This window comes from Miniimonas sp. S16 (assembly GCF_057748195.1).
This window is the reverse complement of record NZ_CM173242.1, coordinates 1,072,439-1,097,925: the sequence shown is the minus strand read 5'-3', so window position 1 is coordinate 1,097,925 and position 25,487 is coordinate 1,072,439. Positions and strand designations below refer to the sequence as shown.

Below are 25,487 nucleotides of genomic sequence, written 5' to 3'. Positions count from 1 at the left end.
AGTACGACCCGTGCGCTTCCTCGCCGAGCGGCCAGCCGGCCGCGCTCACAGCCATGTCCGTCGGGTGTCATTCGCCCTCATCGCAACCATCGCGCTCGTCACCACGGCATTGGCGCCTTCGACCGCGGCTCCCGACCAGTCGACCGGCTCGCTAGGTGTCGTCGGTGGCGCAGGGTGGACGGAGCAAGGTGCTTCGACGACCTACGAGACCGCCGGTCGGTTTCCGGCTGATGGCGTGGTAGACGTCTCCAAGGCGGGTTCCATGGCGCGATGGAGCCTCGCGGGCGTTCAGGCACAAGACGTCGTCCAGACGGTGTCGTTCACGACCACCAGCCTCGCCTCCGCGGGCTCGGGAGTGCGAGTCGCAACGGAGGCGCGTCGTGTCGGAGACTCGCTCTACCGAGCAGTAGCGCGGTGGGCGCCCGACGGGCGCTTGCTTATTTCACTCGACAGGATGGACGGCTCCGCTTCTGCCGTCACTTCGCTTGCGGCAGAGAAGCTGGCGCTCTCCGGGCTCGCCCTCGGCGACACCGTGACGCTCGAGCTCTCCGTCTCGGGGCAGTCTCCCGTCGCGCTCGAGGCGCGCGCTTGGAGGACGAGCGGTCCTCGTCCAGAGGTCGCATCGGTGTCGGCATCGGACGGGTCGGCGAAGAGGCTTGCGACGGGTGGCGTCTCTTGGTGGGCGTACTCGCCATCGGGGCAGTCGACGGGTGCGGTGCTCTCCCTGATCGGCTATCAGGCTCGATCCGGAGCTTCCGTACTGGGCGGCGCTGGGCGGTCGAGCACGTCGGCAACGTGGGACAGCCCGGCGAGCGGTGGTCCCATGACCTTCGTCAACAGGTCGATTTTCGGCGCCCCGGACACGATCAACCTCACCGGCGGGGGGGCGATGGGGAGTGCCACCTTCTCGGGCGTGAAAGCGTCCGACGTGCGCGTGACGTCAACGGTCGGGTTCGACAAGCTTCCGAGCTCCGGTGGAGGCGTCCGCTACGGCGTGCTCGCGCGCTCGAGTGGCTGGTCGGGCTACCGAGGAACTGTGACGGTGCAGCCCTCGGGCGCGACGAGAGTTCTGCTGGACCGTCTTGACGGGACCGCCTCAGCGGTGACCACGCTCGCCAGTGGCGCGGGTCCCACGGTCGCAGTCGGGTCTGAGGTGACAGTGGCGCTCGACTCGGTGGACACCAGCGCCGGTGTGAGTCTCACCCTCGCGGTGATGTCCGGGAGCTCGACCGAGACGGTGACCTTCACCGACTCATCCGCCGCAGCGATCAAGGCTCAGGCGAGTGCGGGGCTTTGGACCTACCTCGCTGGGACCAGCGACGCTGCGACCCTCCGGGTCAAGTCGCTCGACGTCACGGCCAGTTCCTCGGTTGGAGCGGTCTCTCCCACTCCGGCACCGACGACGCCAGCGCCGGCTCCGACTACGTCGCCGAGCCCTTCCGCTTCGGCCGCTCCAACGTCCGCGCCGGTGGAAGTTCCGGACGTGCCGACTCCGTCAACAGGAACGGTCGGTTCCGCGGTCGTTGGCACAACCGCCTACGCCATCCCTGCGGGTGCAGTCTTCGTCTCTCCGTCCGGCTCGGACTCGTCGGCTGGAACTCAGGCCGCCCCGCTCAAGACGCTGGCGCGAGCCCAGGAGCTCGCCGCAAAGGGGGCGACGATCGTCCTCCGCGCTGGCTCGTACCACGAGAACGTCAAACTGAATGCGAACAAGGCGCTCACGATTCAGGCATACCCCAAAGAGGCGGTGTGGCTGGACGGAAGTTCGGTCGTGTCTGGGTGGGCGAAGTCGGGCTCGGTCTGGGTGAAGTCCGGCTGGACTGCGGAGTTCGACGCGAGTCCCACCTTCACCAAGGGCGCGCCTGACGGTGAGGCCGAAGGATGGGTTTCCGTCAACAAGAACTATCCGATGGCGTCGCATCCCGACCAGGTCTGGCTGAGCGGCGTCGCGCTCGCTCAGGTGGGCAGTCTTGCGCAGGTCACTGCGGGGAAGTTCTACGTAGACTACGCGGCGGACAAGCTGTATGTCGGCAGCGACCCAACCGGGAAGGAGGTTCGAGCGTCAGACCTTGCCATGGCCCTCGCCGTGCAGACGCCCAACTACACGATTCGCGGAATCGGGATCCGGCGCTATGCGGTCCCTACCTTCGAGATGGGTGCGGTTCGGGTGGATAAGCCCGCCGTCGCGACGACGATCGAGAACGTGGTCCTCGAGCAGAATGGTTCGATCGGGCTGAGCTTCGATGCAATCAACGGCTCGATCACTAATGTCACGTCACGTGGGAACGGCCGCATGGGGTTCCATGCCAATAATGCAGACGGCCTCGTCGTAACGCGCGTGCTGGCGACCAACAACAATGTTGAGAAGTTCAACACTTCGCCGTTCTCTGGTGGCTTCAAGATGAGCCGATCTCGAAATGTGGAGTTCCGACAGAGCATTTTCTCGGACAACACCGGAACGGGGCTCTGGATGGACGAGTCGGTGTTCAACTCTTCGATCGTGTCAAACGAGATCTCGCGAAACACCGGGAACGGACTCGTTGTTGAACTGTCCTCGAAGTCTCTTGTGTCCAACAACGTGGTGATCGATAACGGCGCCACCGGTCTGGTCGTGATGAACACGGATCGCGTGGACCTGTGGAACAACTCCATCGGGGGGAGCCGAATCGCGCTGATGTTCCAGCAGGACTCGCGTACCTATGGTCCCACCGCAACTGGGCGTGACCCCCGCTACCCCAACGACCCCGAGATGACATGGAAGATCGGCAACTCGACGGCGCGCAACAACGTGATCATCGGTCAGACGGGATCGGACCGCTGGTGCGCGGCGCTCTGTGTGTACGACGGCACGAAGGCGCGAACGGCTAGCCAGATGGGCTTCACCTTCAACGGGAACGTGTTCTACCGGGCGACTACGTCGACTCCATCCGAGCTAGTTCGTTGGTCGGTGGACTCGGTGGGTGGCAACTGGCGAACGTACGCGAACCTCGCCTCTTACCAGGCGGGTACGGGGCAGGACAAGTCGAGCCTCGAGTACACGGGTGCAGCAGCGTATCCGCTGACCTCCTCGGGCGTCGTGACCTCGACCGTCGCGGCGAAGGCCGCGCAGGTAGCGCAGGCCGTGCCTGCGGCCGTCAGCGCGAGGACGCCGGGCCTGACGTCCGGGAGTAAGGTCCTGGGCCCCCAGCGCTGAGCTTCGTTGAGGTCGCTCTCCCGATCCCGGGAGAGCGACCTCGACGTAGCCGGACTCCGCGACGAGGCGAGAGTCGCTCGTCGAGAGGTGAGCGGCGACTTCTCGCGACGAGGCGGAGACGTGTCGGACCCCCGACCTACACTGGACAACGCACCCGCGACCCCCGCCCGGCGGTCGATCGGGGCCCGTCGTGCTGCCCGCACGGGGTCCCGGCGGCCTCCGCGCGGTACGCCTGTAGCGCCTGCTCCACCCGCCGTCGAACGGATCCCCATGAAGCTCACCGGCATCCTGCCCCTCCTCGCCGAGGACGCGGCCGTGCCCGCCGCCGTCGCCGCGCTGCCCGCCGGCGGACGGCTCGAGCTGGTCGCGCCCGCAGGCGCCCGGGCGAGCGTCCTCGCCGAGCTGGCGCTGGCGGCCTGCGGTGGGTCCGACGAGCCCGGCGCGGGCGGCGGATCAGGCGCCAAGGCCCGCCAGCTCGTCGTCGTCACCGCGACCACGCGCGACGCCGACGAGCTCGCCGCAGCGCTGCGCGCCTTCGTCCCGGCCGACGACGTCGCCGTCCTGCCCGCGTGGGAGACGCTCCCGCACGAGCGACTCAGCCCGCGCGCCGACACCGTCGCCCGCCGGCTCGCGGTGTTCCGCCGGCTCGCGCACCCCGAGACCGACCGTCACACCGACGGTCAAGTAGCCGCCACAAGCGCCACTCAAGACCCGGCAGCGAAGACGGACGCCGGCCCGACGAAGGCGAGCCGCGCGAAGACGAGCGCGACGCCCACGGCGAGCGACGCCGTCGGGCACGCGCACGACGCGCGCGCCCAGGCCGGCCCGATCCGGGTCCTGGTGGTGCCCGCCCGGGCGCTGCTGCAGCCGGTGACGCGCGGGCTCGGCGACCTCGAGCCCGTCAGCGCTCGCGCGGGGGAGACCCACAGCATCGAGACGCTCGTCGAGCAGCTCGTCGCGGCTGCGTACACGCGCGTGGACATGGTGGAGAAACGCGGTGACTTCGCCGTCCGCGGCGGCATCCTCGACGTCTTCCCGCCCACCGAGGACCACCCCCTGCGGCTGGACTTCTGGGGCGACGAGATCGAGGAGATCCGCTGGTTCGCCGTCGCCGACCAGCGTTCGCTCGAGATCGCGCCCGAGGGCCTGTGGGCCCCGCCGTGCCGCGAGCTGCTGCTCACGCCGGACGTGCGCCGGCGGGCGCTGGCGCTGCGCGACGCGCTGCCCGGGGCGACCGACATGCTCGAGAAGATGGCCGAGGGCATCGCGGTGGAGGGCATGGAGTCCCTCATCCCCGCCCTCGTCGACGACATGGACCAGGTCCTTCGGCTCGTCGACCCCGACGCGCGGCTCATCCTCGTCGACCCCGAGCGCATCCGCCGCCGCGCGCACGACCTCGTCGCGACCACGAGCGAGTTCCTCGCCGCGGCGTGGACGTCCGCGGCCGCGGGCGGCTCGGTGCCGCTGGACCTGTCCGCCGCGAGCTTCGTCACCCTCGAGGAAGCACGAGACGTCGCCGCGCGCCGCGGCCTCGGCTGGTGGACCCTCACGCCGTTCGGCGGTGACGAAGAACTCGCAGCGCTCACCGACCTGCTCCCGGACGAGCCCGCCGACGACGGCGAGGACGCCTTCTCCGGTCCCGTCACCACGTTGCGGCTCGGGGCGCGCGACGTCGAGGGGTACCGCGGCGACCTCGCGCGCGCCATCACGGACCTCCAGCAGCTCACGCACGACGGCTGGCGGCTCGTGCTCGTCACCGAGGGCGCGGGTCCCGCGCGGCGGCTCGTCGAGCAGCTCAAGGGCGCCGACGTGCCGGCCCGCCTCGTCGCCGATCTCGAGGAGGTGCCCGAGCCCGGGCTCGTCCACGTCACCACGGCGCAGTTCGGCCGCGGCTACGTGCTGCCGGCCCTCAGGTTCGCGATCTTCACCGAGGCGGACCTCACGGGGCGCGCGGGCGCTTCGACCAAGGACATGCGCCAGCTCGCGCCGCGCCGCCGCAACGTGGTGGACCCGCTCGCGCTGCGCGCCGGCGACTACGTGGTGCACGAGCAGCACGGCGTCGGGCGGTTCATCGAGCTCGTGCAGCGCAGCGTGGGCGGCGGGCCGGGCGCGAGCGGCACCGCCACCACGCGCGAGTACCTCGTCATCGAGTACGCCAGCAGCAAGCGCGGCCAGCCGGGCGACCGGCTGTACGTGCCCACCGACGCCCTGGACCAGGTGACGAAGTACACGGGCGGGGAGTCGCCGTCGCTGTCCAAGATGGGCGGCAGCGACTGGCAGAACACCAAGGCGCGCGCCCGCAAGGCGGTCAAGGAGATCGCGGGCGAGCTGGTCCGGCTCTACGCCGCGCGGATGGCCACCCAGGGGCACGCCTTCGGGCCCGACACCCCCTGGCAGCGCGAGCTCGAGGACGCGTTCGCCTACGTCGAGACCCCCGACCAGCTCGTGACCATCGACGACGTCAAGCGCGACATGGAGAAGACCGTCCCCATGGACCGCCTGATCTGCGGCGACGTCGGCTACGGCAAGACCGAGGTGGCGGTGCGGGCGGCCTTCAAGGCCGTCCAGGACGGCAAGCAGGTCGCCGTGCTCGTGCCGACCACGCTGCTCGTGCAGCAGCACCTGCAGACGTTCGCCGAGCGGTACGCGGGCTTCCCGGTCAACGTCGCGGGGCTCTCGCGCTTCCAGACCGACGCCGAGGCGAGGTTGGTCCGTGAGGGGGTCGCGGACGGGACCGTCGACGTGGTGATCGGCACGCACCGGCTCATCACCGGCGAGGTGCGGTTCAAGGACCTCGGGCTCGTCATCATCGACGAGGAGCAGCGCTTCGGCGTCGAGCACAAGGAGACGCTCACGCAGCTGCGCACCAACGTGGACGTGCTCGCGATGAGCGCGACGCCGATCCCGCGCACGCTGGAGATGGCCGTCACCGGCATCCGCGAGATGTCCACGCTCGCGACCCCGCCCGAGGAGCGCCACCCGGTGCTCACGTTCGTGGGGCCGTACGAGGAGAAGCAGATCACCGCCGCGATCCGGCGCGAGCTGCTGCGCGACGGTCAGGTCTTCTTCGTGCACAACCGCGTCGAGTCGATCGAGCGGACCGCCTCGCGGCTGGCCGAGCTCGTGCCCGAGGCGCGCATCGCCGTCGCGCACGGGAAGATGAACGAGCACCAGCTCGAGCGGGTCATCGTGGACTTCTGGGAGAAGCGGTCCGACGTGCTCGTGTGCACCACGATCGTGGAGACCGGGCTGGACATCTCCAACGCCAACACCCTCATCCTCGACCGCGCCGACGTGCTCGGGCTCTCGCAGCTGCACCAGCTGCGCGGGCGCGTGGGGCGCGGCCGGGAGCGGGCGTACGCCTACTTCCTCTACCCGCCGGAGAAGCCGCTCACCGAGACGGCGCACGACCGACTCGCCACCATCGCGGCGAACACCGATCTCGGCGCCGGCATGCAGGTGGCGCTCAAGGATCTGGAGATCCGCGGCGCGGGCAACCTGCTCGGCGGGGAGCAGTCCGGGCACATCGCCGGCGTCGGGTTCGACCTGTACGTGCGGATGGTGTCCGAGGCCGTGCAGCGCTACCGCGGCGAGGAGGTCGCCGAGCTCGCCGACGTCACGATCGAGCTCCCGATCGACGCGCATATCCCGCACGACTACGTGCCGCACGAGCGGCTGCGGCTCGAGGCCTACACGAAGATCGCCTCGGCGGCGGGGCCCGACGACGTCGCTGCGGTCCGCGAGGAGCTCACCGACCGCTACGGTCCGGTGCCGCGCAGCGTGGAGCTGCTGTTCGCCGTCGCGAACCTGCGCACGGTGGCGCGCGAGGTGGGCGTCACCGCCGTCACGATCCAGGGGCAGTTCATCCGGTTCGCGCCCGTCGACCTCACCGACTCCATGACCGTGCGGCTCAAGCGGCTCTACCCGCGCTCGATCATCAAGGGTGCGGTCCGCACGATCCTCGTGCCCGCGCCCACGACGGCGCGCGTGGGCGGGGAGATGGTGCGCGACGGCGAGCTCCTCGACTGGGTGCTCGGCGTCCTTCGCGGCGTGGTCGGGGGGAGCGTGGCGGCCGCCGCGGCGTCGGTCGGAGCGTCCTGACCGCCCGACGGCGAGCCTCGCCCGCGCGGAGGCGGGCGGGGGTCCGCCGGCGCTCGCGACGGGAGGGGCGCCGTCGTCGGACATGGCCTCGGCGGCGCCTCGCCGGCGGACTACGATCGGGGCGGACCGCAGCGCCACCCGCTGCCGACCCCAGCCACCACCGGAGGTCTCCGTGCGCGCACGCCACGCCGTCGCCGTCGTCCCGCTCGCCGCCGCACTGCTGCTGGCCGGCTGCTCAGGTCGCCCCGGCACCGCCGCGACCGTCGACGGCACCCGCATCACGGACGGCCAGGTCGCGTCCCTGCTGTCCGACCTGGCGATCATCAACGGCAGCGACACGGCCACCCCGCGGCAGGCGGTGCAGTCGCTCATCATCGCGCCGACCGTGCTGGACGTTGCTGCCGACGCCGGGATGGGGGTCTCGCGCCAGCAGGGCATCGACCTGCTCGACGACGCGGCCGCGCAGATCGGCGCCGGCCCGTGGGAGTACTCCGACGAGCTCGTGGAGATCGCGCAGATGGCGGTGGCGACGAACCAGCTGGACACCGACGCCAGCGAGGAGGTCCAGACCCGCGTCGCGGACCTCGACGTCACGGTCAACCCGCGCTTCGGGACCTGGGACTCCAGCGGCGTGACGGCCACCACGTGGCCGTGGATCCTCGGCGCCTCCGACTCCACGAGCGCAGGCTGATGCCCGCGCCGCAGGACGGTCCGCGGGGCACGCTCGTCGCCGTGCGGCACGGTGAGACCGAGTGGAGCAAGGCCGGCCGGCACACCGGTCGCACCGACCTGCCGCTCACGGCGGCCGGCGAGGAGCAGGCGACCACGGCGGGGAAGTCGCTCGCGGGCCAGGAGTTCGGCCTCGTCCTCGTCTCCCCGCTCGGCCGCGCGCGCCGCACCGCCGAGCTCGCCGGGTTCCCCGACTACGAGATCGTCCCCGACCTCGCCGAGTGGGACTACGGACCCGTGGAGGGACTGACCCGCCAGCAGGTGCGAGACGAGCTCGGCTACGCCTGGTCCGTGCTGCCCGACGGCGTGCGACAGACCCTGTCGATCTCCGGCACCGACGACGTGCCCGACCGCCTGCGCAACCCCTCCCCTGGGAAGGGTGAGCTGGTGGAGGAGGTCGCGGCGCGCGCCGCGCGCGTCATCGCGCGGGTCGAGCCGACGCTCAAGGAGGGCAAGGACGTGCTGATCGTGGCGCACGGCCACCTCCTGCGGATCCTCGCGTGCGCGTGGCTCGACTTGCACCCCGAGGTCGCGGAGCGCCTCGCCATGGGCACCGCGGCGCGGTCGGTGTTCGGCTACGACCGCGGCGTGCGCTCCCTCGTGCACTGGAACGTGCCGCCGTCGGTCGTGTTCCCGGCGTGACGGACGCTCGCGGGGGCGACGACGAGCGGCTGGTGTCCGCTCTCCTGGACGTGGTCGCCGTGATGGACCGGCTGCGCTCCCCGGGCGGATGCCCGTGGGACGCCGAGCAGACCCACGCCTCCCTCGCCCCGTACGCGGTCGAGGAGGCGCACGAGGTGGCCGAGGCCGCCGAGGCCGGCGACCTGCCCGCGCTGCGGGAGGAGCTCGGCGACCTCCTCCTGCAGGTCCTCTTCCACGCGCGCGTCGCGCAGGAGGCGCCCGACGGCGAGGCGTTCGACCTCGCGGACGTCGCCTCGGTCCTCGCGGCCAAGCTGCGCCGCCGGCACCCGCACGTGTTCGCCGTCGGGCCGGACGGGCCGTCCGTGACCGACGCCGACGGCGTCAACCGGCAGTGGGACGCGATCAAGGCGGCCGAGCGCGCCGACCGCAGCGGCGGCGGCGAACGCGGTGACGGCGGCGCTGGTGCCGGGGCTCCAGCCTCGGTGCTCGACGGCGTGCCCGCGACGCTGCCCGCGCTGATGCGCGCCCAGAAGGTGCTGGGCCGGGCGCGAAAGGCGGGGATCGCCGTCGGGCCGGTGTTCGCCGACGACCCCGACGACCCCGACAACGCTGGGAGCGAGATCGGCGCGGAGCTGCTCGCCGTCGTGGCGCGGGCCGCCGCGGCCGGCGTCGATGCGGAGGCGGCGCTGCGCGCGCAGGTGCGCGGCGTCGTCGCCCAGGTGCACGACGCCGAGGCGAACGCTCGCTGAGAACGGGTGCGCTCGCCGTCGGGACCGGTGCACGTCGTCGCGTGTGTTCGGGGACCGAACGTCCCTCCTGCGGCCCACGGCCCATCCTCTAGGCTCGTTCCGGGCAGTAGGCCCGACATCCGGGCTTGCTCCGGGCCGAAGGACGGCGTGTCTTCCGGCCCCCGTTGGCACTACCGAACGGAGCTTTCATGGCCACGATCGAGGCCGTTCTCGCCCGCGAGATCCTTGACTCGCGAGGCAACCCCACCATCGAGGTCGAGGTCGGGCTCGACGACGGCACCGTCGGCCGCGCCGGCGTCCCGTCCGGAGCGTCGACCGGTGCGTTCGAGGCCGTCGAGCGCCGCGACGGCGACAAGGGTCGCTACCTCGGCAAGGGCGTGCAGGACGCCGTCGAGGCCGTGCGCGACGTGCTCGCGCCCGAGGTCCTCGGGTTCGACGCCGCCGACCAGCGCGACATCGACCAGACGATGATCGACCTGGACGGCACCCCCAACAAGGGCAAGCTCGGCGCGAACGCCATCCTCGGCGTCTCCCTCGCCGCCGCGCGCGCCGCCGCCGAGAGCGCCGGCCTGCCGCTGTTCCAGTACATCGGTGGGCCGAACGCGCACGTGCTGCCCGTCCCGATGATGAACATCCTCAACGGCGGCTCGCACGCCGACTCCAACGTGGACATCCAGGAGTTCATGGTCGCGCCCATCGGCGCGCCCACGTTCAAGGAGGCCCTGCGCTGGGGCGCCGAGGTGTACCACTCCCTCAAGTCCGTGCTGAAGTCCCGGGGCCTGGCCACGGGCCTCGGCGACGAGGGCGGCTTCGCTCCCAACCTCGCCTCCAACCGCGAGGCGCTCGACCTCATCCTCGACGCGATCGAGAAGGCCGGCTTCAAGCCGGGCGAGGACCTCGGGCTCGCGCTCGACGTCGCCTCGACCGAGTTCTTCAAGGACGGCGCGTACTCCTTCGAGGGCGGCACCAAGACGCCCGAGGAGATGATCACCTACTACAAGCAGCTCGTGGCCGACTACCCGCTGGTCTCCATCGAGGACCCGCTGAGCGAGGACGAGTGGAGCTCGTGGGCCGAGCTCGTCACGCAGGTCGACGACAAGGTGCAGATCGTCGGTGACGACCTCTTCGTCACCAACCCCGAGCGGCTCGCGCGCGGCATCAAGGAGAAGTCCGCGACGTCGCTGCTGGTGAAGGTCAACCAGATCGGCACGCTCACCGAGACGCTGGACGCCGTGTCCCTGGCGCAGCGCGCCGGCTTCACCGCGATGGTCTCGCACCGCTCCGGCGAGACCGAGGACACCACGATCGCCGACCTGTCGGTGGCCGTGAACTCCGGTCAGATCAAGACCGGTGCGCCCGCCCGCGGTGAGCGCATCAACAAGTACAACCAGCTCCTGCGCATCGAGGACCTGCTGGGCGACGCGGCGGTCTACGCCGGGCGCTCGGCGTTCAAGCGCCTGGGCTGAGCCTCAGCTCTGCGGGCGGCTTCGGCTGCCTCGGCTGCCGGCCGGCTGCCCTGCTCGACGTTCGCGGCCCCGGCCCCTTCGTGGGGGTCGGGGCCGCGCCGCGTCATGGGTGTCACGCAGGCGCATGTGCGGGCACGCCGGGCGCCCTTGCCGGTATCGCCGACGGCGTGAGGCACCATGAGTCGGTGAGTGTCCGACCGGTGGGGGTGCGTATGGCAGGGACGACCGCGTCGCCCGGCCGTGCGCGGCAGGCGTCCCGCCCTGGCGGTCGAGCCGGCAGCGCGCCCCGCGCGACGCCCTCGCGGACCCCGTCGGGCACCGGCCGATCCAAGGACACCTCGGGCGGCTCCTCGTCCGGCGCGCGCGACGGTGGCGCCCGCTCCGGCGGTGACGCCCGCTCCGGCGGCGGCGGCTCGGGACGCGACGGCGCACCCCGCGAGCCACGCGGCCTCACGATGCGCACGGTCGGCCTCGGCCTGGTGCTGCTCGTCGCGTTCATCGTGCTCGCCCCGACGCTGCGCGCCTACGTCGCCCAGCAGGAGCAGCTGCGCGACATCAACGCCCAGATCGCCGACTCGCAAGCGCAGGTCGAGGAGCTGCAGCACGAGCTCGACCGCTGGGAGGACCCCGAGTACGTGAAGTCCCAGGCGCGTGAGCGCTTCGGCTACGTGCTCCCGGGCGAGCGGGTGTACCGGGTGATCGACCCGGAGACGGTCACCGGCGACGGTCCTGCGCCGACCGACGACCGCGGCGCTTTCACCGCCTCGGTTGCCGATCCCTGGTACGTCTCCGTGTGGAGCTCGGTCGAGGTGGCCGGCGCCGCCGAGCAGGCCGCCGCCGGCGCCGGCTTGGATGGCGCAGACGACCCAGCCACCGCGACTGACGACGCGACGGCGGCCGACGGTGCCGCGTCGCCCGCCGACGGCGCGGCGACCCCGTGAGCGCGCACCGCGACCTCCCGGGTACCGACGCGCGCCCGGCGGACGTCGAGGCCGACGCAGGGCGAGCCGACTCCGACGGCGCTGCGACGGGCACGCAGGCCTCCACGCTCCCGCCCGTCGACCCGGCCGACCTCGCGGTCGTCGCCGAGCAGCTGGGCCGCGAGCCCCGCGGCGTCGTCGCGATCGCGGCGCGCTGCGTGTGCGGACGGCCGACGGTGGTGCGCACCGCACCGCGGCTCCCGAACGGGACCCCCTTCCCGACGACGTACTACCTCACCCACCCCGGCGCCGTCGCCGCGGTCTCGACGCTCGAGGCCTCCGGTCTCATGACGCAGATGACCGCCCGCCTCGCCGAGGACCCCGCGCTCGCGGCCCGCTACCAATGCGCGCACGAGGACTACCTCGTGGCGCGCGGCGAGCTCGGCGACGTGCCCGAGATCGCGGGGATCTCCGCCGGCGGGATGCCGGGCCGCGTGAAGTGCCTGCACGTGCTCGTCGGTCACGCGCTCGCGCGTGGCCGGGGCGTCAACCCGTTCGGCGACGAGGCGCTCGACCTCATCGCCGACGTGTGGACGCCGACGCGCTGCACCTGCTGACGAAGCCGCCTGCCGCGCCCCGTTCCCCGTGAGCACCCCCTCCCGCTACGGGTCGTCCGGCAGCAGCGGCACCGCGATCCCCTCCCCTCGGCGCACGAGCGAGCCGCGCACCACGGCGCTCGAGCCGAACCGCTCGCGCATCCCGTCGAGCGCGACGTCAAGCAGCGTGGTGTCGGGGACCAGCGACAGCTCGGGCTGGTACGCCGTGTCCGCGGCGAGCCCGCTGACCGCGACCCCCACGAGCGTGATCCCGCGCTCGCGGATCATCGGCCGCGCCGCCTCGAGCAGCGCGACGGCCGCGGCCGCGGTGCGGTCGGTCGAGCACGTCGGGTGTGGCAGCGTGCGCGACCGCGTCGCCTTCGTGTAGTCGTCGAACCGCAGGCGCAGCTCGACGGTCGCGGCGATCCGGTTGCCTGCGCGCAGCCGACGGCAGACCCGGTCGACGAGCCCGAGCAGCGCCGCCTCGACCTCGGCAGGCGAGTGCGGCCCCCGCCCGATGGCCCGCTGCGCGCCGACCGACCCGCGCCGTCTGCCCACCACCACCGACTCCGGCGTGAGGCCGTGCACGACGGCGAACAGGTGCCGCCCGGCCGCCGGCCCCAGGATGCCGACGAGGATCGAGCGGTCGAGGACGGCGACGTCGCCCGCCGTGCGCAGCCCGAAGGAGTGCAGCCGCTCCGTGGTCTTGGCGCCCACGCCCCAGAGCTGCTCGACGCCGAGCGGGTGCAGGAAGGCGGCCTCGCCGTCGGGCTCCACGAGGAGGAGGCCGTCCGGCTTGGCGACCCGGCTGGCGACCTTCGCGAGGAACGGCGTCCGCGCTACCCCGACCGTGATCGGCAGCCCGACCTCCTCCCGGACCAGGCGCCGCACGCGCGCGCCGATGTCGATCGGCGGCACGTCGATCCGGTGCAGCCCCGCGACGTCGAGGAACGCCTCGTCGATCGAGACGCCCTGCACGAGCGGCGTGGTGCGCCGGAAGATGTCGAACACCGCGCGCGAGGCCTCGGAGTACGCCTCGAAGTGCGGCCGCACCTCGATCAGCTGCGGGCACAGCGCCCGGGCCTGGCGGCCGGACATCGCCGTGCGCACCCCGAACCGCTTGGCCTCGTAGCTCGCCGCGAGCACCACCCCGCCGCCGACGGCGATCGGCCGCCCGCGCAGGCGCGGATCGTCCCGCTGCTCCACCGAGGCGTAGAAGGAGTCCAGGTCGGCGTGCAGGATCGCCGCTCGTCGCTCACCCGACCCGGTCATGGCGCGAGCGTCGCACAGGGGTACGACATCGCCGGCGGACGGGTGCGTGGGTGACGGCCGGCGACCCCGGGTGTCACCGCCCCGGGTTAGGGTGACCGGCGTGAGAGTGGCTGCGATCGACTGCGGGACCAACACGATCCGCCTCCTGGTGGCGGACGTCGAGCCGGGCGAGCGGGCGGTGCGTGACGTCGTGCGCACCGGCACCGTGACCCGGTTGGGCCAGGGCGTCGACCGCACCGGCGAGCTGGCACCGGACGCGCTCGCCCGCACGATCGACGCGGCGCGCGAGTTCGCCGACCTCGTGACGGAGCACGGCGCCGGACGCGTGCGGTTCGTCGCGACCTCCGCGACCCGCGACGCCCGCAACCGCGAGGACTTCGTCGCCGGCGTGCGGGACGCGCTCGGCGTCACGCCGGAGGTCGTCACGGGGCAGGAGGAGGCGGCGCTCTCGTTCGCGGGCGTCGCGAGCGGCGTCGCGACCGGGCATCCCGGCCCCTACCTCGTCGTCGACCTCGGCGGCGGCTCGACCGAGCTCGTGCTGGGGGAGAGCGCGCCGGAGGCCGCGATCTCGCTCGACGTCGGCTCGGTGCGCCTGCACGAGCGGCACCTGCACTCCGACCCGCCCACCCAGGCCGAGATCGAGGCGGCGACGGCGGACGCCCGGTCCGCGATCGACCGCGCCGCCGCGGCGGTGCCGCTCGGGCGGACGGCGACCCTCGTCGGCGTCGCGGGCACGATCACGACGGTCACGGCACGCGCCCTCGACCTGCCGGCCTACGACCGCGACCGCATCGACGGCGCGGCGCTCGCGACGGCGGACGTGCTCGCCGCGTGCGACGCCCTGCTCCGCGCGACGCAGGCCGAGCGCGCGGCCATGCCGTTCCTGCACCCCGGGCGGATCGACGTCATCGGCGCCGGCGCCCTGCTGTGGCGCGAGATCGTGACGCGCGTGACCGCGGAGGTCGCGGGGGAGGGGCGCTCGCTCGACGTCGTCGTGACGAGCGAGCGCGACATCCTCGACGGCATCGCGCTCGGTCTGGCTGCCCGCCACTGAGTCGTCTGCCTGAGTCGTCTTCCTGAGTCGTTCCGCTCGCCGTCGCGCCCCGGCGACACGCCCGTCGCGACACGACCTCTTCTGCGCGCACTACTACGGCATCCGCGCTACCGTGTGGCTCACGACACCGCCGCAGGCGGGGCGCGGCGCGGACACGGGAGGAGCGAGGCCGATGGACACCACCCAGCTGCTCAAGGGGGTGCTGGACGTGGCGGTGCTCGCCGTCGTCCAGCAGGAGGACTCCTACGGGTACGACGTCGTGCGCAAGCTGCGCGCGGCCGGCCTCGAGGACGTCGGCGACGCCTCCGTCTACGGCACGCTGCGCCGGCTCTACGCGGGCGGGTCGCTGACGAGCTACGTGGTCCCGTCCGAGGAGGGCCCGCACCGCAAGTACTACGGCGTGACGTCCCAGGGCCGGACCGCGCTCGCGCACCAGACCAAGCAGTGGCACGAGTTCTCCTCGACCCTGTCCGATCTCCTCGACGTGGAGGCCTGAGATGTCCGAAAAGTCGATCCTGGTGCGCTCGGAGTCCGTCGCGTACTACGCAGCTCGTGTCCGCGCGGCGCTGGACGGGCTCGACCCCGACGTCGTCGACGAGCTGACCGACGGGCTCGAGGCGGACCTGTCCGAGGCCGTGCTCGACGCTGTCGCGCTCGAGGGAGCCGGGCCGGGGGAGTCGGTCGAGTCGCCCGCCGCGGTACTGGAGAGCATCGACGGGGAGGCCGTCCTCGCGAGGTTCGGCCCGCCGTCGGACTACGCGGCGGAGCTCGCGGCGGCCGCCGGGGTCGAGCTCCCGCTCGCCCGCCAGGAGGCCCGACGGCGTCCGTTCCGTGACGCCTTCGCCCTCACCTCCGCGGGGGTGCGCGGCCGCGTGGACGGCCTGGTGGCCAAGCACGCGTGGCTGCGCGAGGGGGTCGAGATGCTCCGCACGCTCCGGCCGGTGTGGTGGGTGGCGCGCGGCTGGGGGTGGGCGGTCGTCGGGATGTGGCTGGCGAACCGAGCCCTGCCCGGGCGGACCTCCACGTGGGTGCCGGACAACGTCCTGGACTGGGCGGTGCTGCTGATCCTGGTCGCCGCGTCGGTCCAGCTCGGGCGCGGACGGATCTGGCAGGGACGGTGGGGGCGCCGCCTGGGCGTGCTGGCCTCCTGGGTCGGCGGCGTGCTCGCGTTCGCGGCCCTCTGCAACGTGCTGAGCGTGGTCGGCACCGACCACGAGGCGAACCTCCAGAACGCCTACGACGCCGGTGTGAGGTCGCGGGACAACGGCGTCTACATTGACGGGTTGGCAGCGACGAACATCTTTGCGTACGGGCCCGATGGGCAACCGCTGCCCGGAGTCCGGATTCTGGACCAGAACGGGCGCGAGATCATCCTCTCGAACGGGTGGGACGGCTCGAGCTGGGCGCAGACTCCGCCGGACGCGATCTGGTGGGGCGGCTCCGTCCCAGTGGCCCTGCTAGACCCGGACCTCGCACTCAACGCCTACCCCCTGGCTTTCCTGCCGGTGGACGAGAACGGTCAGCCAGTCGGGGTGAGCATGAACGACTACGGGGTTCCGGTGCTCGACCCGGACGTGACGCTGGCAGCGCCGCAGTGGCCGGTCCCTTCGCTGCCCGTGCTCGTGGTCCCGTCGTCGAACGACGCCACCACGCCCTCGGTCGACCCGACTCCTTCAGCCGACCCGACGGCCGAGGCCGACTCGAGCGCCGACCCGAGCGCTGAGGCGAGCGCCACGCCGGAGGAGGCTGCGCCGTCGGACGCCCCGGCCTCGAACCCGGAACCCACGCCGTAAGCGAGGGCGAGGTGGGAGGAGGCTGCGCCGTCGGGCACGCGACCTACCCTGGCCGCATGACTGACCACGCCGCCTCACCGACCGAAGACCCGTCCGGCACGCCCGCCCACCTGCCCGACGGCGAACGCCGCGTCCGCGACGCGCTCACCAGCCTCGGGCTCGAGGCGAGCGTGACGCGGCACGGCCGGGTGTCCTCGCTCGCCGAGGCGGCGGCCGCGCGCGGCGTCACGCCGGACCGGCTGATCAAGACGATGGTCGTGCGCCGCGGCGGTGACGACTACCTGCTCGTCCTCGTGCCGGGCAACCGGACGATCAGCTGGCCCAAGCTGCGCGCACTGCTCGGCGTCAGCCGCCTGTCGATGCCCGACGCCGCGACCGCGCTCGCCGTCACCGGGTTCGAGCGCGGCACGATCACGCCGCTCGGCACGACGCGGGCGTGGCCGGTGGTCGCCGACGCGCGCGTGACGGGCGTGATCTCGATCGGGGGCGGCGGGCACGGCGTCGGCGTCACGCTTGACGGCGACGCCCTCGTCGCGGCGCTCGGCGCCACCAGCGCCGACGTCACGGACCCGGAGCAGCCCACGGCGTGAGCCGACCCCGAAGCACCCCTGTGTCAAGGGACACAGGTCCCGACCGGCCGGGGACTTGTAGGGCCACCTAGCATGGGCGGGTGACCTCCTCGACCGCACCCACCGCGCGCGCCGCGGCCCGCCGGACGCCGCGCATCCTCATCCTCGGGGGCGGCTACGTCGGCCTCTACACCGCGATCCGCCTGCGCAAGCAGCTGGGGCGCAAGGACGCCGCGATCGTCGTCGTCGACCCCCGGTCCTACATGACCTACCAGCCGTTCCTGCCCGAGGCGGCGGCCGGCTCGATCGAGCCGAGGCACGTCGTGGCCTCCCACCGCCGCGAGCTGCGCGGCTCCACCGTCATCAACGGGCGAGTCACCGCGATCCAGCACGGCAAGCGCGCCGTGCAGGTCACCCCGTCCGTGGGCGAGGCGTACTGGGTCCGCTACGACCACCTTGTCGTGTCCCTCGGCTCGGTCGCGCGCACGCTCCCGATCCCGGGCCTCGCCGAGGTCGGGATGGGCTTCAAGCAGGTCGAGGAGGCGTTCGCGCTGCGCAACCAGGTCCTCGGCCTGCTCGACGAGGCGTCCTCGGTGTGGGACCCCGAGGTCCGCAAGCGGATGCTCACGTTCACGTTCGTCGGCGGCGGGTTCGCCGGCATCGAGGCACTCGGCGAGATCGAGGACATGGCCCGCTCGGCCACCAAGGACTTCGACTCCATCGACCGCGACGACCTGCGGTTCGTCCTCATCGAGGCCACCCCGCGGATCCTGCCGGAGCTCGGCGAGGAGCTCGGCGGCTACGCGCTCGAGCAGCTGCGCAACCGCGGCATCGAGCTCAAGCTGTCCACGTTCCTCAACTCCTGCGTCGACGGGCACGTGGTGCTCTCGACCGGCGAGGAGTACGACTGCGACACCATCGTGTGGACCGCCGGCGTGAAGGCGAACCCGGTGCTCCAGCAGAGCGACCTGCCGCTGGACAAGATGGGCCGCGTCACCTGCGACGCGCACCTGCGCGTGGTCGACGAGGAGGGCAACGTGGTCGAGGGCGCGTGGGCCGCGGGCGACTGCGCCGCCGTGCCCGACCTCGCCAAGGGCGACGGCGCGTTCTGCGCCCCGACCGCGCAGCACGCCGTGCGCCAGTCCAAGCACCTGGGCGACAACATCGTCCGCGACATCGCGGGCCAGGAGACCACGCCGTACGTGCACGCGAACCTCGGCACGGTGGCCTCGCTCGGCCTGGGCAAGGGCGTCGCGCAGATCTTCGGCGTCAAGCTTCGCGGCCCGCTCGCCTGGTTCATGCACCGCACCTACCACCTGTGGGCGATGCCGACGCTCGAGCGCAAGGTCCGCATCGTGCTCGACTGGACCACGGCGCTGCTCTTCCGCCGCGAGCCCGTCGCCCTCGGCGGCGTGCAGACCCCGCGCGCCGAGTTCGTCGCGGCCGCGGCGCCGGCGCCCAGCCGGGACGACGTCCCGCAGCCGCCGGAGCTGAGCGCCACCCACTGAGCAGCACCGCCACACGAGGCGGACGAGGCGCCCGACGGCGAAGGCCGGCTCCCGAAGGGAAGCCGGCCTTCGCCGTCGTCGGCTGGTCGGGGTGCCCCCGACGAGAGTCGAACTCGCACCTGGGCCGGGTTTAAGCCGGCTGCCTCTGCCAGTTGGGCCACGGGGGCGGCCTCCCGACCCTAGTGCGCCCGGGGTGGCCGGGCGGCTCGATGTCAGCGGTGCGTGCGAGGCTGGCACCGTGCGCGACGTCCTGCTCGAGTTCCGCGCGGACACCGTCGTGGTGCACGACGGCGAGCCTCGCGTCCTCGACGTCGCCCACCTTCCGCAGCTGGTCGCCTCGCTCGACGACGGGCACGTGTCCGACGTGCGGTGGGTGTGGGACTCCACGGCGCTGCGCTACGACGCGCTGCTGCGCGCCGGTGTCCGCGTCACGCGGTGCCACGACCTCTTCCTCGCCCACCGCATCCTCGCCAGCACGGCGCTCCTGGCCCGTGACTCACCTGACACCGGCGCGGGCGCCGACCCCGCGTGGTCGCACTGGGACGGTGGCCAGGCTCCCGTCGAAGCCGGCGCCAGGGCACCGGTGCCGAGCGATCGGCGCGAGTCGCGCGAGGCGCGCCACGAGGGTGGCGAGCCGGCGGACGACGCGCTGTTCGCCGTCGGGCCGCCCGCGGACGCCGCGCCGGAGCCGATCCGCGACGTCGTCGCCGAGTGGACCTGGCAGCGGCGCATCCTCGAGTCCGTGACCGGATCGGTGCGCCACCGCCTGCGCCTGCTGCTCGCGGTGGAGTGCTCGGGTGCGCTCGCCGCGGTCGAGCTGCGGCACGACGGCCTGCCGTTCCGCCGCGACCTGCACGAGGCGACGCTCACGCGCCTGCTCGGCGAGCGGCCGCGCCCGATGGCCGGACACACGGTGCGCCCGCGGCTGCTGGAGGAGCTCGCCGGCGAGATCCGCGACCGCCTCGACGCCCCCCGCCTCAACCCCGACTCCCAGCCGCACCTGCTGCGCGAGCTGCGGCGCAACGGGCTCGACGTGGAGAGCACGAACCGCTGGGAGCTCGCGCGGCAGGAGCACCCGGTGGTCGAGCCGCTGCTGCGGTACAAGTCGCTCGCGCGGCTCGCGTCCGCGAACGGGTGGGCGTGGCTGGACGCCTGGGTGAGCGACGGCCGGTTCCGCTCGGACTACGTACCCGCGGGCGTGGTGACGGGTCGCTGGTCCTCACGCGGCGGCGGCGCACTGTCGCTGCCCAAGGTGATCCGTGGTGCGGTGCGGGCCGATCCGGGCTGGCGGCTCGTCGTGGTGGACGCCGCGCAGCTCGAGCCGCGCATGCTCGCGGCGATGGCCGCCGACCAGGCGATGCTGCGGGCCGGCGCCGCGGGCGACCTCTACCAGGGCCTCGTGGACGCGGGCGTCGTGGACACCCGCGCGCACGCGAAGGTCGGCATGCTCGCCGTGCTCTACGGCTCGACCAGCGGGCAGTCGGTGCTGCTCCTGCCGCGGCTGGCCCGCGCCTACCCGCGGGCGATGCACCTGGTGGACGACGCCGCACGGGTCGGCGAGGCGGGCGGCATCGTGACGACGTGGCTGGGCCGGAGCTCGCCGCCGCCGTCGGCCGCGTGGCGCGAGACCCAGCAGGCCGCGTCCGACGCGGACGCCGGCGCCGCCGCGGAGTCCCGCGCGCGCAGCCGGGCACGCGACTGGGGGCGGTTCACCCGCAACTTCGTGGTCCAGGGGACGGCGGCGGAGTGGGCGCTCGCGTGGCTCGCCGGGGTGCGGCTCGGGCTGCGCGCGCTCGGTCGGGTCGAGGCGCCGGATCGGCCCGACCACCGGGGCGTCGTGCCCGACGGCGAGCCCCACCTCGCGTTCTTCCTCCACGACGAGCTGGTGGTGCACACCCCGGCGGCGCTCGTGCCCGACGTCGAGCGCGTGCTGCGCGAGTCCGCCGCGCAGGCCTCGCGCCTGCTGTTCGGGCACCTGCCCGAGCCGGCGGCACTGGCCGAGTCGTCGGGACTCGCGGGGCTGGCACCGTCGACGCCGGACGACGGCGGCTGGGGATCGCTCGTGCCGCTCGACGTCGTCGTGGCGGAGAGCTACGACGAGGTGGACGGCGGCGCGGAGGAGGCGCTCGCCGAGGCGTCCGACGCGCCCTCACGAGCCGAGGCGCTCGGCGGCGAGCCGACGGGCTGAGGTGCGCCCTCGCCGTCGGACATCTCCAGGAGCATGGTCCAGGTGCCGCCGGGGCCCTTGCCCTCACCGACGCTCACGAACCCGGCCTGCGTGTACAGCCGGACGGCGGCCTCGTTGTCGCGCGCGACCGAGAGGCTGATCCGTCGCACGCCGGACTCCCGGGCGCGCGCGATGAGCGCGGCGAGCAGGGCGTGGCCGATGCCGAGCCGGCGCCGACCGGGCACGATCGCGAGCGTGAGCTCGGGGACGCCCGGCTCGTAGAACCCGTAGCCGGGCTCGGAGCTGGCGAAGTACCGCAGCCACGCCGCGCCGATGGGCACGTGCAGGCCGCGCGGGCCGTCGAGGTCGACGGCGACGAGGCCGAGGTCGCCCTGTCGCCCCCAGCCGACGGCGTACCGGGACAGGCGCGCGTTGCCGAGCACGCCGCGTCGGGTGTGGTGCTCGCGCTCCCAGTTCACGGCTTCCAGGACCATGTCCACGAGGAACTCCCCGTCCGCAGGCGTGATCTCGCGAACGGCGATGTGTGGCGCTCCCACGGTCGGCGTCGACCCCATGCCGGGCAGGGTACCCGCGCGGGGTGCGCCCGCGGGGGAGGTCGCGCTGCCGCGCCGGGAGTGGTGGCGTCGCTCGTCAGCGCGGCTGGACCAGCCCCGTGGAGTACGCGAGCACGACGGCGTGCACCCGGTCACGCGAACCGGTCTTGGCGAGCACGTTGCCCACGTGGGTCTTGACCGTGGCCTCGGAGACGACGAGCCGGTCGGCGATCTCCGTGTTGGACAGCCCGACGCCGATCAGCTCGAGCACCTCCAGCTCCCGCGGCGTCAGCGACGCGAGCGCGGGATCGGCCGCCGCGGTGCCTTCGCCGGCGCCGTCGGGCAGCCGGGCGCCGAACAGGTCGAGCATCCGGCGGGTGACGCGGGGGGACACCACGGCGTCGCCGCTGGCCACGGACCGGATCGCGGCGACGAGCTCGTCCGGCTGGGTGTCCTTGAGCAGGAAGCCGCTCGCCCCCGCGCGCAGGCCCGCGAACGCGTACTCGTCCAGGTCGAACGTGGTCAGGATGAGGACGCGAACCTCGGGCAGCGCGGTGGTGATCGCGGCCGTGGCGTCGATCCCGTTGCGGCCCGGCATCCGCACGTCCATGAGCACGACGTCCGGTCGCAGCGCGCGCGCCATGCGCTCGGCGACCTCACCGTCGGCCGCCTCGCCGACGACCTCGATGTCCTCGACCGCCTCCAGCACGAGCCGGAAGCCCGTGCGCAGGAGGGCCTGGTCGTCGACGAGCAGCACGCGGATCACGGCTCGATCCTTCCAGGTGCGCCGGCGCTCCCGTCGACCCGGTCGCCGTCGCCTTCGCCGTCGCGCTCGCCGCCGTCGTCGTCGTGCCACGGCAGCACCGCCCGCACGCGCCAGCCGCCGGGCGCTGCCCCGACGTCGAGCGTGCCCCCGAGCACCGCGACCCGCTCGCGCATCCCGATGAGCCCGCGACCCGAGCCCGGCACCGGGCGCTGCGGTCCGGGGCCGGCGGTGTTGGCGACGCTGAGCCGCACGTCGTCCGGCGTGCGCTCGACCTCGACCGTGATCGACGTCGCGAGCGGCGCGTAGCGCAGCACGTTGGTGAGCGCCTCCTGCACGAGCCGGTAGACCGTGAGGCGCAGCGCGGAGTCCTGGGGCAGGTCGGGACCCGTGCGGGTGAGGGTGACCGCGAGCCCCGCCGAGCGGAACTGGGCCACGAGATCCTCCAGACCGCGGGTCGGCGCGGGCTCGAGCGGCGCGCCACCGTCGTCGGAGCTGGCCGCTGATGCCGGGCCGGCGTCCTCCTCGCGCAGGTCGAGGAGGCTGCGCGGCTCCCCGGTGAGCCGGTCCGCGCGCAGCACGCCGACCACGCGGCGGGTGTCGGCCAGCGCCGTGCGCCCGGTCGCGGCCACCTCGCGCATCACGGCGGCGGCGCGCTCGGCGTCACGCGGTGCCACGCGAGCCGCGCCCTCGGCCAGGGTGACCATCACGGTGAGGGAGTGCGCCACGACGTCGTGCAGCTCGCGCGCGATCCGCGCCCGCTCGTCGGCGACGGCGAGCTGCTCGCGCTGGTCCCGCTCGAGGGCGAGCTGGTTGAGCCGGTCGACGATGCCCTGCTCGTGCCGGCGGCGGTTGTACACGCCGTTCCCGATCGTCAGCGCGGTGAGGTTGAGCAGCGCGACGAGCGAGCCCACCACGATGCGCGCCTCCCACGGGCTCGCCGGGATCGGCGCCTCGTCCGCCGTGGCGACGTCCTGCGGGGTTGACTCGGCCACGAGCACGTCGAGCGGCACCGTCGCGGCGCTCGCACCCGCGATGAGCAGAGTGGCCACCGCGAACGAGGTCCAGCCGCGGCGGGGTCCGCGGTTTGCGGCGACGGCGTAGATCGTGAAAGCGACCGCGACGTCGCCGCCCAGCGACGTGCCCAGGACGAGCATGCCGACGACGGCGAGCACGAGGCACGCCGCCAGCGCCACCTCCGGCCGCGTGCGCCGCCACCACAGGGCCGCCGTCGTCCCCACGAGGACGACGACGGCGACGACGAGCAGCACCAGGTCCGACCACGTGCCCTGCGCCGGACCGAGGAGGGGACCGGTCGTCGGCGCGCTCATCGTGACCTGAAGAAGGGCGGGCACCGCGTAGCCCGCCATGACGAGGACGTCGACGGCGCGCGGGTGGCGCGCCGCCCACAAGCGCACCGGACCGAGGCGACGGACCGCGAGGGTGGCGTCGCTCGCCGTCGTGCGCGGTGCGAACCCGGTTCCGCTGCTGCGGCCGTGGTGACCACCGGCGCCGGGCACGCCGCGGGCCGGGCCCGAGGGGCCCGGCCGGTCGGTCGCGGGGCGGTTCACGCGCGGTCGCGCTCGAGGCGGGAACGGGCGATCAGGCGTCGCGCTTCTTGGCGAGGGTGAGCCCGACGACGAGCAGGACGGCCACGTAACCGGCGAGCACGAGCCCGCCCTGCCACCACTCCAGCGTCGTCCCGGCGCTGTTCGCGGCCTCGAGCGCGCTGCCCGTCGACATCAGCCGCTCCCCGGCCGTGCTCGGCAGGTACGGGTAGACGTTGACGGCCCACTTCTGGCCCATCGCGGTGAGGATCTGGAACGCGAGCGGGAGCATGAGCAGGACCCCGAGCACGGCGGCGATCGTCCCCGCGCTGTTGCGCACGATCGTGCCGATCGCGAACGCGAGCAGGGCGACCAGCGTGAGGTACACACCGGCGCCCGCGATGACCCGCCAGGTCGAACCGTCGCCGAGCGAGGCCGCCATGCCGCTGCCCGTGAGCATCGGGTAGGTGACGAGGTAGGAGAGCAGGACACCGACGACGCCGACAACGAAAACGACGGCGGCGAGCACGCAGGCCTTGGCGAGCAGGGCGCCGATGCGCCCGGGGGCGGCGGCGAAGGTCGAGCGGATCATGCCCGTGGAGTACTCGCCGGTCACGATGAGGGCGCCCAGCACCGCGACGGTCACCTGACCGAAGAAGTAGCCGAACGTCATGACGGTCTCGCCGATCCCGGCGGTCGCGGCGGCGCCGCCACCCGCGGCGTCGGCCATCACGTTGGCCGCCGAGCCGATCGCGGCGGCCATGCCGATCATCGCGAGCACCGTGATCGCGAGCGTCCACCACGTGGAGCGCAGGGTGACGAGCTTGATCCACTCCGAGCGGATCAGGTGGGCGAACGTGACCCGGCCGGGCTGCCGCGTGCGGTGGCTCGTGCGGCTCGGGGCGTCGATGGTCGCGGTGGTCATGCCGCCTGTCCTTCCTGGGGTGCGGGCGAGGAGTGGTACTCGACGTCGTCCGCGGTGAGGGTCATGAAGGCCTCCTCGAGCGAGGCGGTCTGGGGGGTCAGCTCGTGCAGCGCGATGCCCTGCGCGGCGGCGAGGTCACCGATCCGCGCGGCGTCGAGGCCGCGGACGCTGAGGGTGACGTCGTCCGACGCCGTGACCGTGACGCCGTCACCGGCGATCCGGTCGGCGAGCTCGCGGGCGCGGGGGGAACGGACGAGCACCGAGGAGCTCGTGGTCTGCTCGATCACCTGCTGCACCGGGCCGGTGGCGATGATTCGGCCGCGCCCGATCACGACGAGCTCGTCGGCGGTGATCGCCATCTCGCTCATGAGGTGGCTCGAGAGGAATACGGTGCGGCCCTGGTCGGCGAGGTAGCGCACCATCGTGCGGACCCACTTGACGCCCTCGGGGTCGAGGCCGTTGACCGGCTCGTCGAGGATGACGGTGCGCGGGTCGCCGAGCAGCGCGGCGGCGATGCCGAGGCGCTGCCCCATGCCGAGTGAGAATCCGCCGACCCGCTTGTCGGCCACCGAGCCGAGCCCGGTCATCTCGATGACCTCGTCGACCCGCCGCGTGGGCATGCCGTGCGTGGCGGCCAGGGCGCGCAGGTGGTTGCGGGCGCTGCGGCCGGTGTGCACGGCCTTCGCCTCGAGGAGGGCGCCGACCTCGTGCAGCGGGGCGCGCAGCTGCGCGTACTGCTTCCCGTTGACGGTGACCCGGCCCGCCGTCGGTGTGTCCAGGCCGACGATCATCCGCATCGTGGTCGACTTGCCGGCACCGTTCGGGCCGAGAAAGCCGGTGACCCGGCCCGGCTCCACACGGAACGACACGCCGTCGACGGCGACCTTCGATCCGTAGTGCTTGGTGAGGCCTTCTGCCTCGATCATGGTGGGCTCCCTT

General features: G+C 73.2%; 20 protein-coding genes and 1 tRNA gene. 14 read left to right on the top strand and 7 right to left on the bottom strand.

All coding sequences use genetic code 11. The annotated features are described in order from the left end of the window. Positions 1–10 precede the first annotated feature (10 nt). From AC3AQ1_RS04870 to AC3AQ1_RS04835, 8 genes are all read left to right on the top strand, one after another. Positions 11–3,193 carry a right-handed parallel beta-helix repeat-containing protein gene (locus AC3AQ1_RS04870; RefSeq protein ID WP_108718052.1) on the top strand — a complete coding sequence of 1,061 codons (3,183 nt, stop codon included), beginning with the start codon at positions 11–13 and terminating at the stop codon, positions 3,191–3,193. Between the two features lie 270 nt (positions 3,194–3,463). Continuing rightward, the gene (gene mfd, locus AC3AQ1_RS04865) at positions 3,464–7,294 is read left to right on the top strand and encodes a transcription-repair coupling factor (protein ID WP_234417789.1); all 3,831 of its coding nucleotides are present in this window, start codon (positions 3,464–3,466) and stop codon (positions 7,292–7,294) included. A gap of 172 nt (positions 7,295–7,466) precedes the next feature. Further along, the gene (locus tag AC3AQ1_RS04860) at positions 7,467–7,985 is read left to right on the top strand and encodes a SurA N-terminal domain-containing protein (protein WP_108718051.1); all 519 of its coding nucleotides are present in this window, start codon (positions 7,467–7,469) and stop codon (positions 7,983–7,985) included. After that, the gene (locus AC3AQ1_RS04855) at positions 7,985–8,665 is read left to right on the top strand and encodes a histidine phosphatase family protein (RefSeq protein ID WP_108718050.1); all 681 of its coding nucleotides are present in this window, start codon (positions 7,985–7,987) and stop codon (positions 8,663–8,665) included. Before AC3AQ1_RS04860 ends, AC3AQ1_RS04855 begins: the two co-directional genes overlap by 1 nt. 32 nt (positions 8,666–8,697) lie before the next feature. Next, entirely contained in the window at positions 8,698–9,414 is a 717-nt protein-coding gene (locus AC3AQ1_RS04850) for a MazG family protein (protein WP_234417787.1), read from the top strand. 188 nt (positions 9,415–9,602) lie between these two features. Beyond that, positions 9,603–10,880 carry a phosphopyruvate hydratase gene (gene eno / locus AC3AQ1_RS04845; protein ID WP_108718049.1) on the top strand — a complete coding sequence of 426 codons (1,278 nt, stop codon included), beginning with the start codon at positions 9,603–9,605 and terminating at the stop codon, positions 10,878–10,880. Between the two features lie 212 nt (positions 10,881–11,092). After that, entirely contained in the window at positions 11,093–11,821 is a 729-nt protein-coding gene (locus AC3AQ1_RS04840) for an FtsB family cell division protein (protein ID WP_234417785.1), read from the top strand. A 152-nt stretch (positions 11,822–11,973) separates the two neighbouring features. Beyond that, complete coding sequence (locus AC3AQ1_RS04835) at positions 11,974–12,417, top strand: DUF501 domain-containing protein (protein ID WP_234417916.1); 444 nt, start codon at positions 11,974–11,976, stop codon at positions 12,415–12,417. A gap of 45 nt (positions 12,418–12,462) precedes the next feature. On the opposite strand, the gene dinB is transcribed toward AC3AQ1_RS04835, so the two are convergent. Then, positions 12,463–13,668 carry a DNA polymerase IV gene (dinB, locus tag AC3AQ1_RS04830; RefSeq protein ID WP_108718046.1) on the bottom strand — a complete coding sequence of 402 codons (1,206 nt, stop codon included), beginning with the start codon at positions 13,666–13,668 and terminating at the stop codon, positions 12,463–12,465. 106 nt (positions 13,669–13,774) lie between these two features. Here dinB and AC3AQ1_RS04825 point away from each other — a divergent pair, with 106 nt between their 5' ends. The 5 genes from AC3AQ1_RS04825 to AC3AQ1_RS04805 all read left to right on the top strand — a co-directional run bounded on the left by AC3AQ1_RS04825 (position 13,775) and on the right by AC3AQ1_RS04805 (position 18,592). Further along, a complete protein-coding gene (locus AC3AQ1_RS04825; protein WP_370445348.1) occupies positions 13,775–14,722 on the top strand; it encodes a Ppx/GppA phosphatase family protein in 948 nt (315 codons plus the stop codon). Positions 14,723–14,894: 172 nt separating this feature from the next. Next, entirely contained in the window at positions 14,895–15,218 is a 324-nt protein-coding gene (locus AC3AQ1_RS04820; RefSeq protein ID WP_108718044.1) for a PadR family transcriptional regulator, read from the top strand. 1 nt (position 15,219) lies between these two features. Further along, a complete protein-coding gene (locus tag AC3AQ1_RS04815) occupies positions 15,220–16,515 on the top strand; it encodes an HAAS signaling domain-containing protein (protein ID WP_108718043.1) in 1,296 nt (431 codons plus the stop codon). Positions 16,516–16,571: 56 nt separating this feature from the next. Continuing rightward, complete coding sequence (locus AC3AQ1_RS04810; protein ID WP_108718042.1) at positions 16,572–17,105, top strand: aminoacyl-tRNA deacylase; 534 nt, start codon at positions 16,572–16,574, stop codon at positions 17,103–17,105. 80 nt (positions 17,106–17,185) lie between these two features. After that, positions 17,186–18,592, top strand: a complete 1,407-nt coding sequence (locus tag AC3AQ1_RS04805; protein WP_108718041.1) for an NAD(P)/FAD-dependent oxidoreductase — start codon at positions 17,186–17,188, stop codon at positions 18,590–18,592. Between the two features lie 92 nt (positions 18,593–18,684). Here AC3AQ1_RS04805 and AC3AQ1_RS04800 read toward each other — a convergent pair. After that, positions 18,685–18,759, bottom strand: a tRNA-Leu gene (locus AC3AQ1_RS04800). A gap of 71 nt (positions 18,760–18,830) precedes the next feature. On the opposite strand from AC3AQ1_RS04800, the gene AC3AQ1_RS04795 reads away from it, so the two are divergent. After that, a complete protein-coding gene (locus tag AC3AQ1_RS04795) occupies positions 18,831–20,780 on the top strand; it encodes a bifunctional 3'-5' exonuclease/DNA polymerase (protein WP_234417782.1) in 1,950 nt (649 codons plus the stop codon). On the opposite strand, the gene AC3AQ1_RS04790 is transcribed toward AC3AQ1_RS04795, so the two are convergent. The 5 genes from AC3AQ1_RS04790 to AC3AQ1_RS04770 all read right to left on the bottom strand — a co-directional run bounded on the left by AC3AQ1_RS04790 (position 20,684) and on the right by AC3AQ1_RS04770 (position 25,474). Continuing rightward, on the bottom strand, positions 20,684–21,334 hold the full coding sequence (locus tag AC3AQ1_RS04790) for a GNAT family N-acetyltransferase (RefSeq protein WP_108718039.1): 651 nt from the start codon (positions 21,332–21,334) through the stop codon (positions 20,684–20,686). The two genes, AC3AQ1_RS04795 and AC3AQ1_RS04790, sit on opposite strands and share 97 nt — an antisense overlap. Positions 21,335–21,410: 76 nt before the next feature. Next, entirely contained in the window at positions 21,411–22,079 is a 669-nt protein-coding gene (locus AC3AQ1_RS04785; protein ID WP_108718038.1) for a response regulator, read from the bottom strand. Further along, positions 22,076–23,647 (bottom strand): sensor histidine kinase, encoded by a 1,572-nt coding sequence (locus AC3AQ1_RS04780; RefSeq protein WP_108718037.1) that lies wholly within the window; start codon positions 23,645–23,647, stop codon positions 22,076–22,078. Before AC3AQ1_RS04780 ends, AC3AQ1_RS04785 begins: the two co-directional genes overlap by 4 nt. A 31-nt stretch (positions 23,648–23,678) precedes the next feature. After that, on the bottom strand, positions 23,679–24,548 hold the full coding sequence (locus AC3AQ1_RS04775) for a DUF2705 family protein (RefSeq protein WP_108718036.1): 870 nt from the start codon (positions 24,546–24,548) through the stop codon (positions 23,679–23,681). After that, positions 24,545–25,474, bottom strand: coding sequence for an ABC transporter ATP-binding protein (locus AC3AQ1_RS04770; protein ID WP_108718035.1), 930 nt, complete (start codon positions 25,472–25,474; stop codon positions 24,545–24,547). The genes AC3AQ1_RS04775 and AC3AQ1_RS04770 overlap by 4 nt, the downstream gene beginning before the upstream one ends. Between the last annotated feature and the right edge of the window lie 13 nt (positions 25,475–25,487).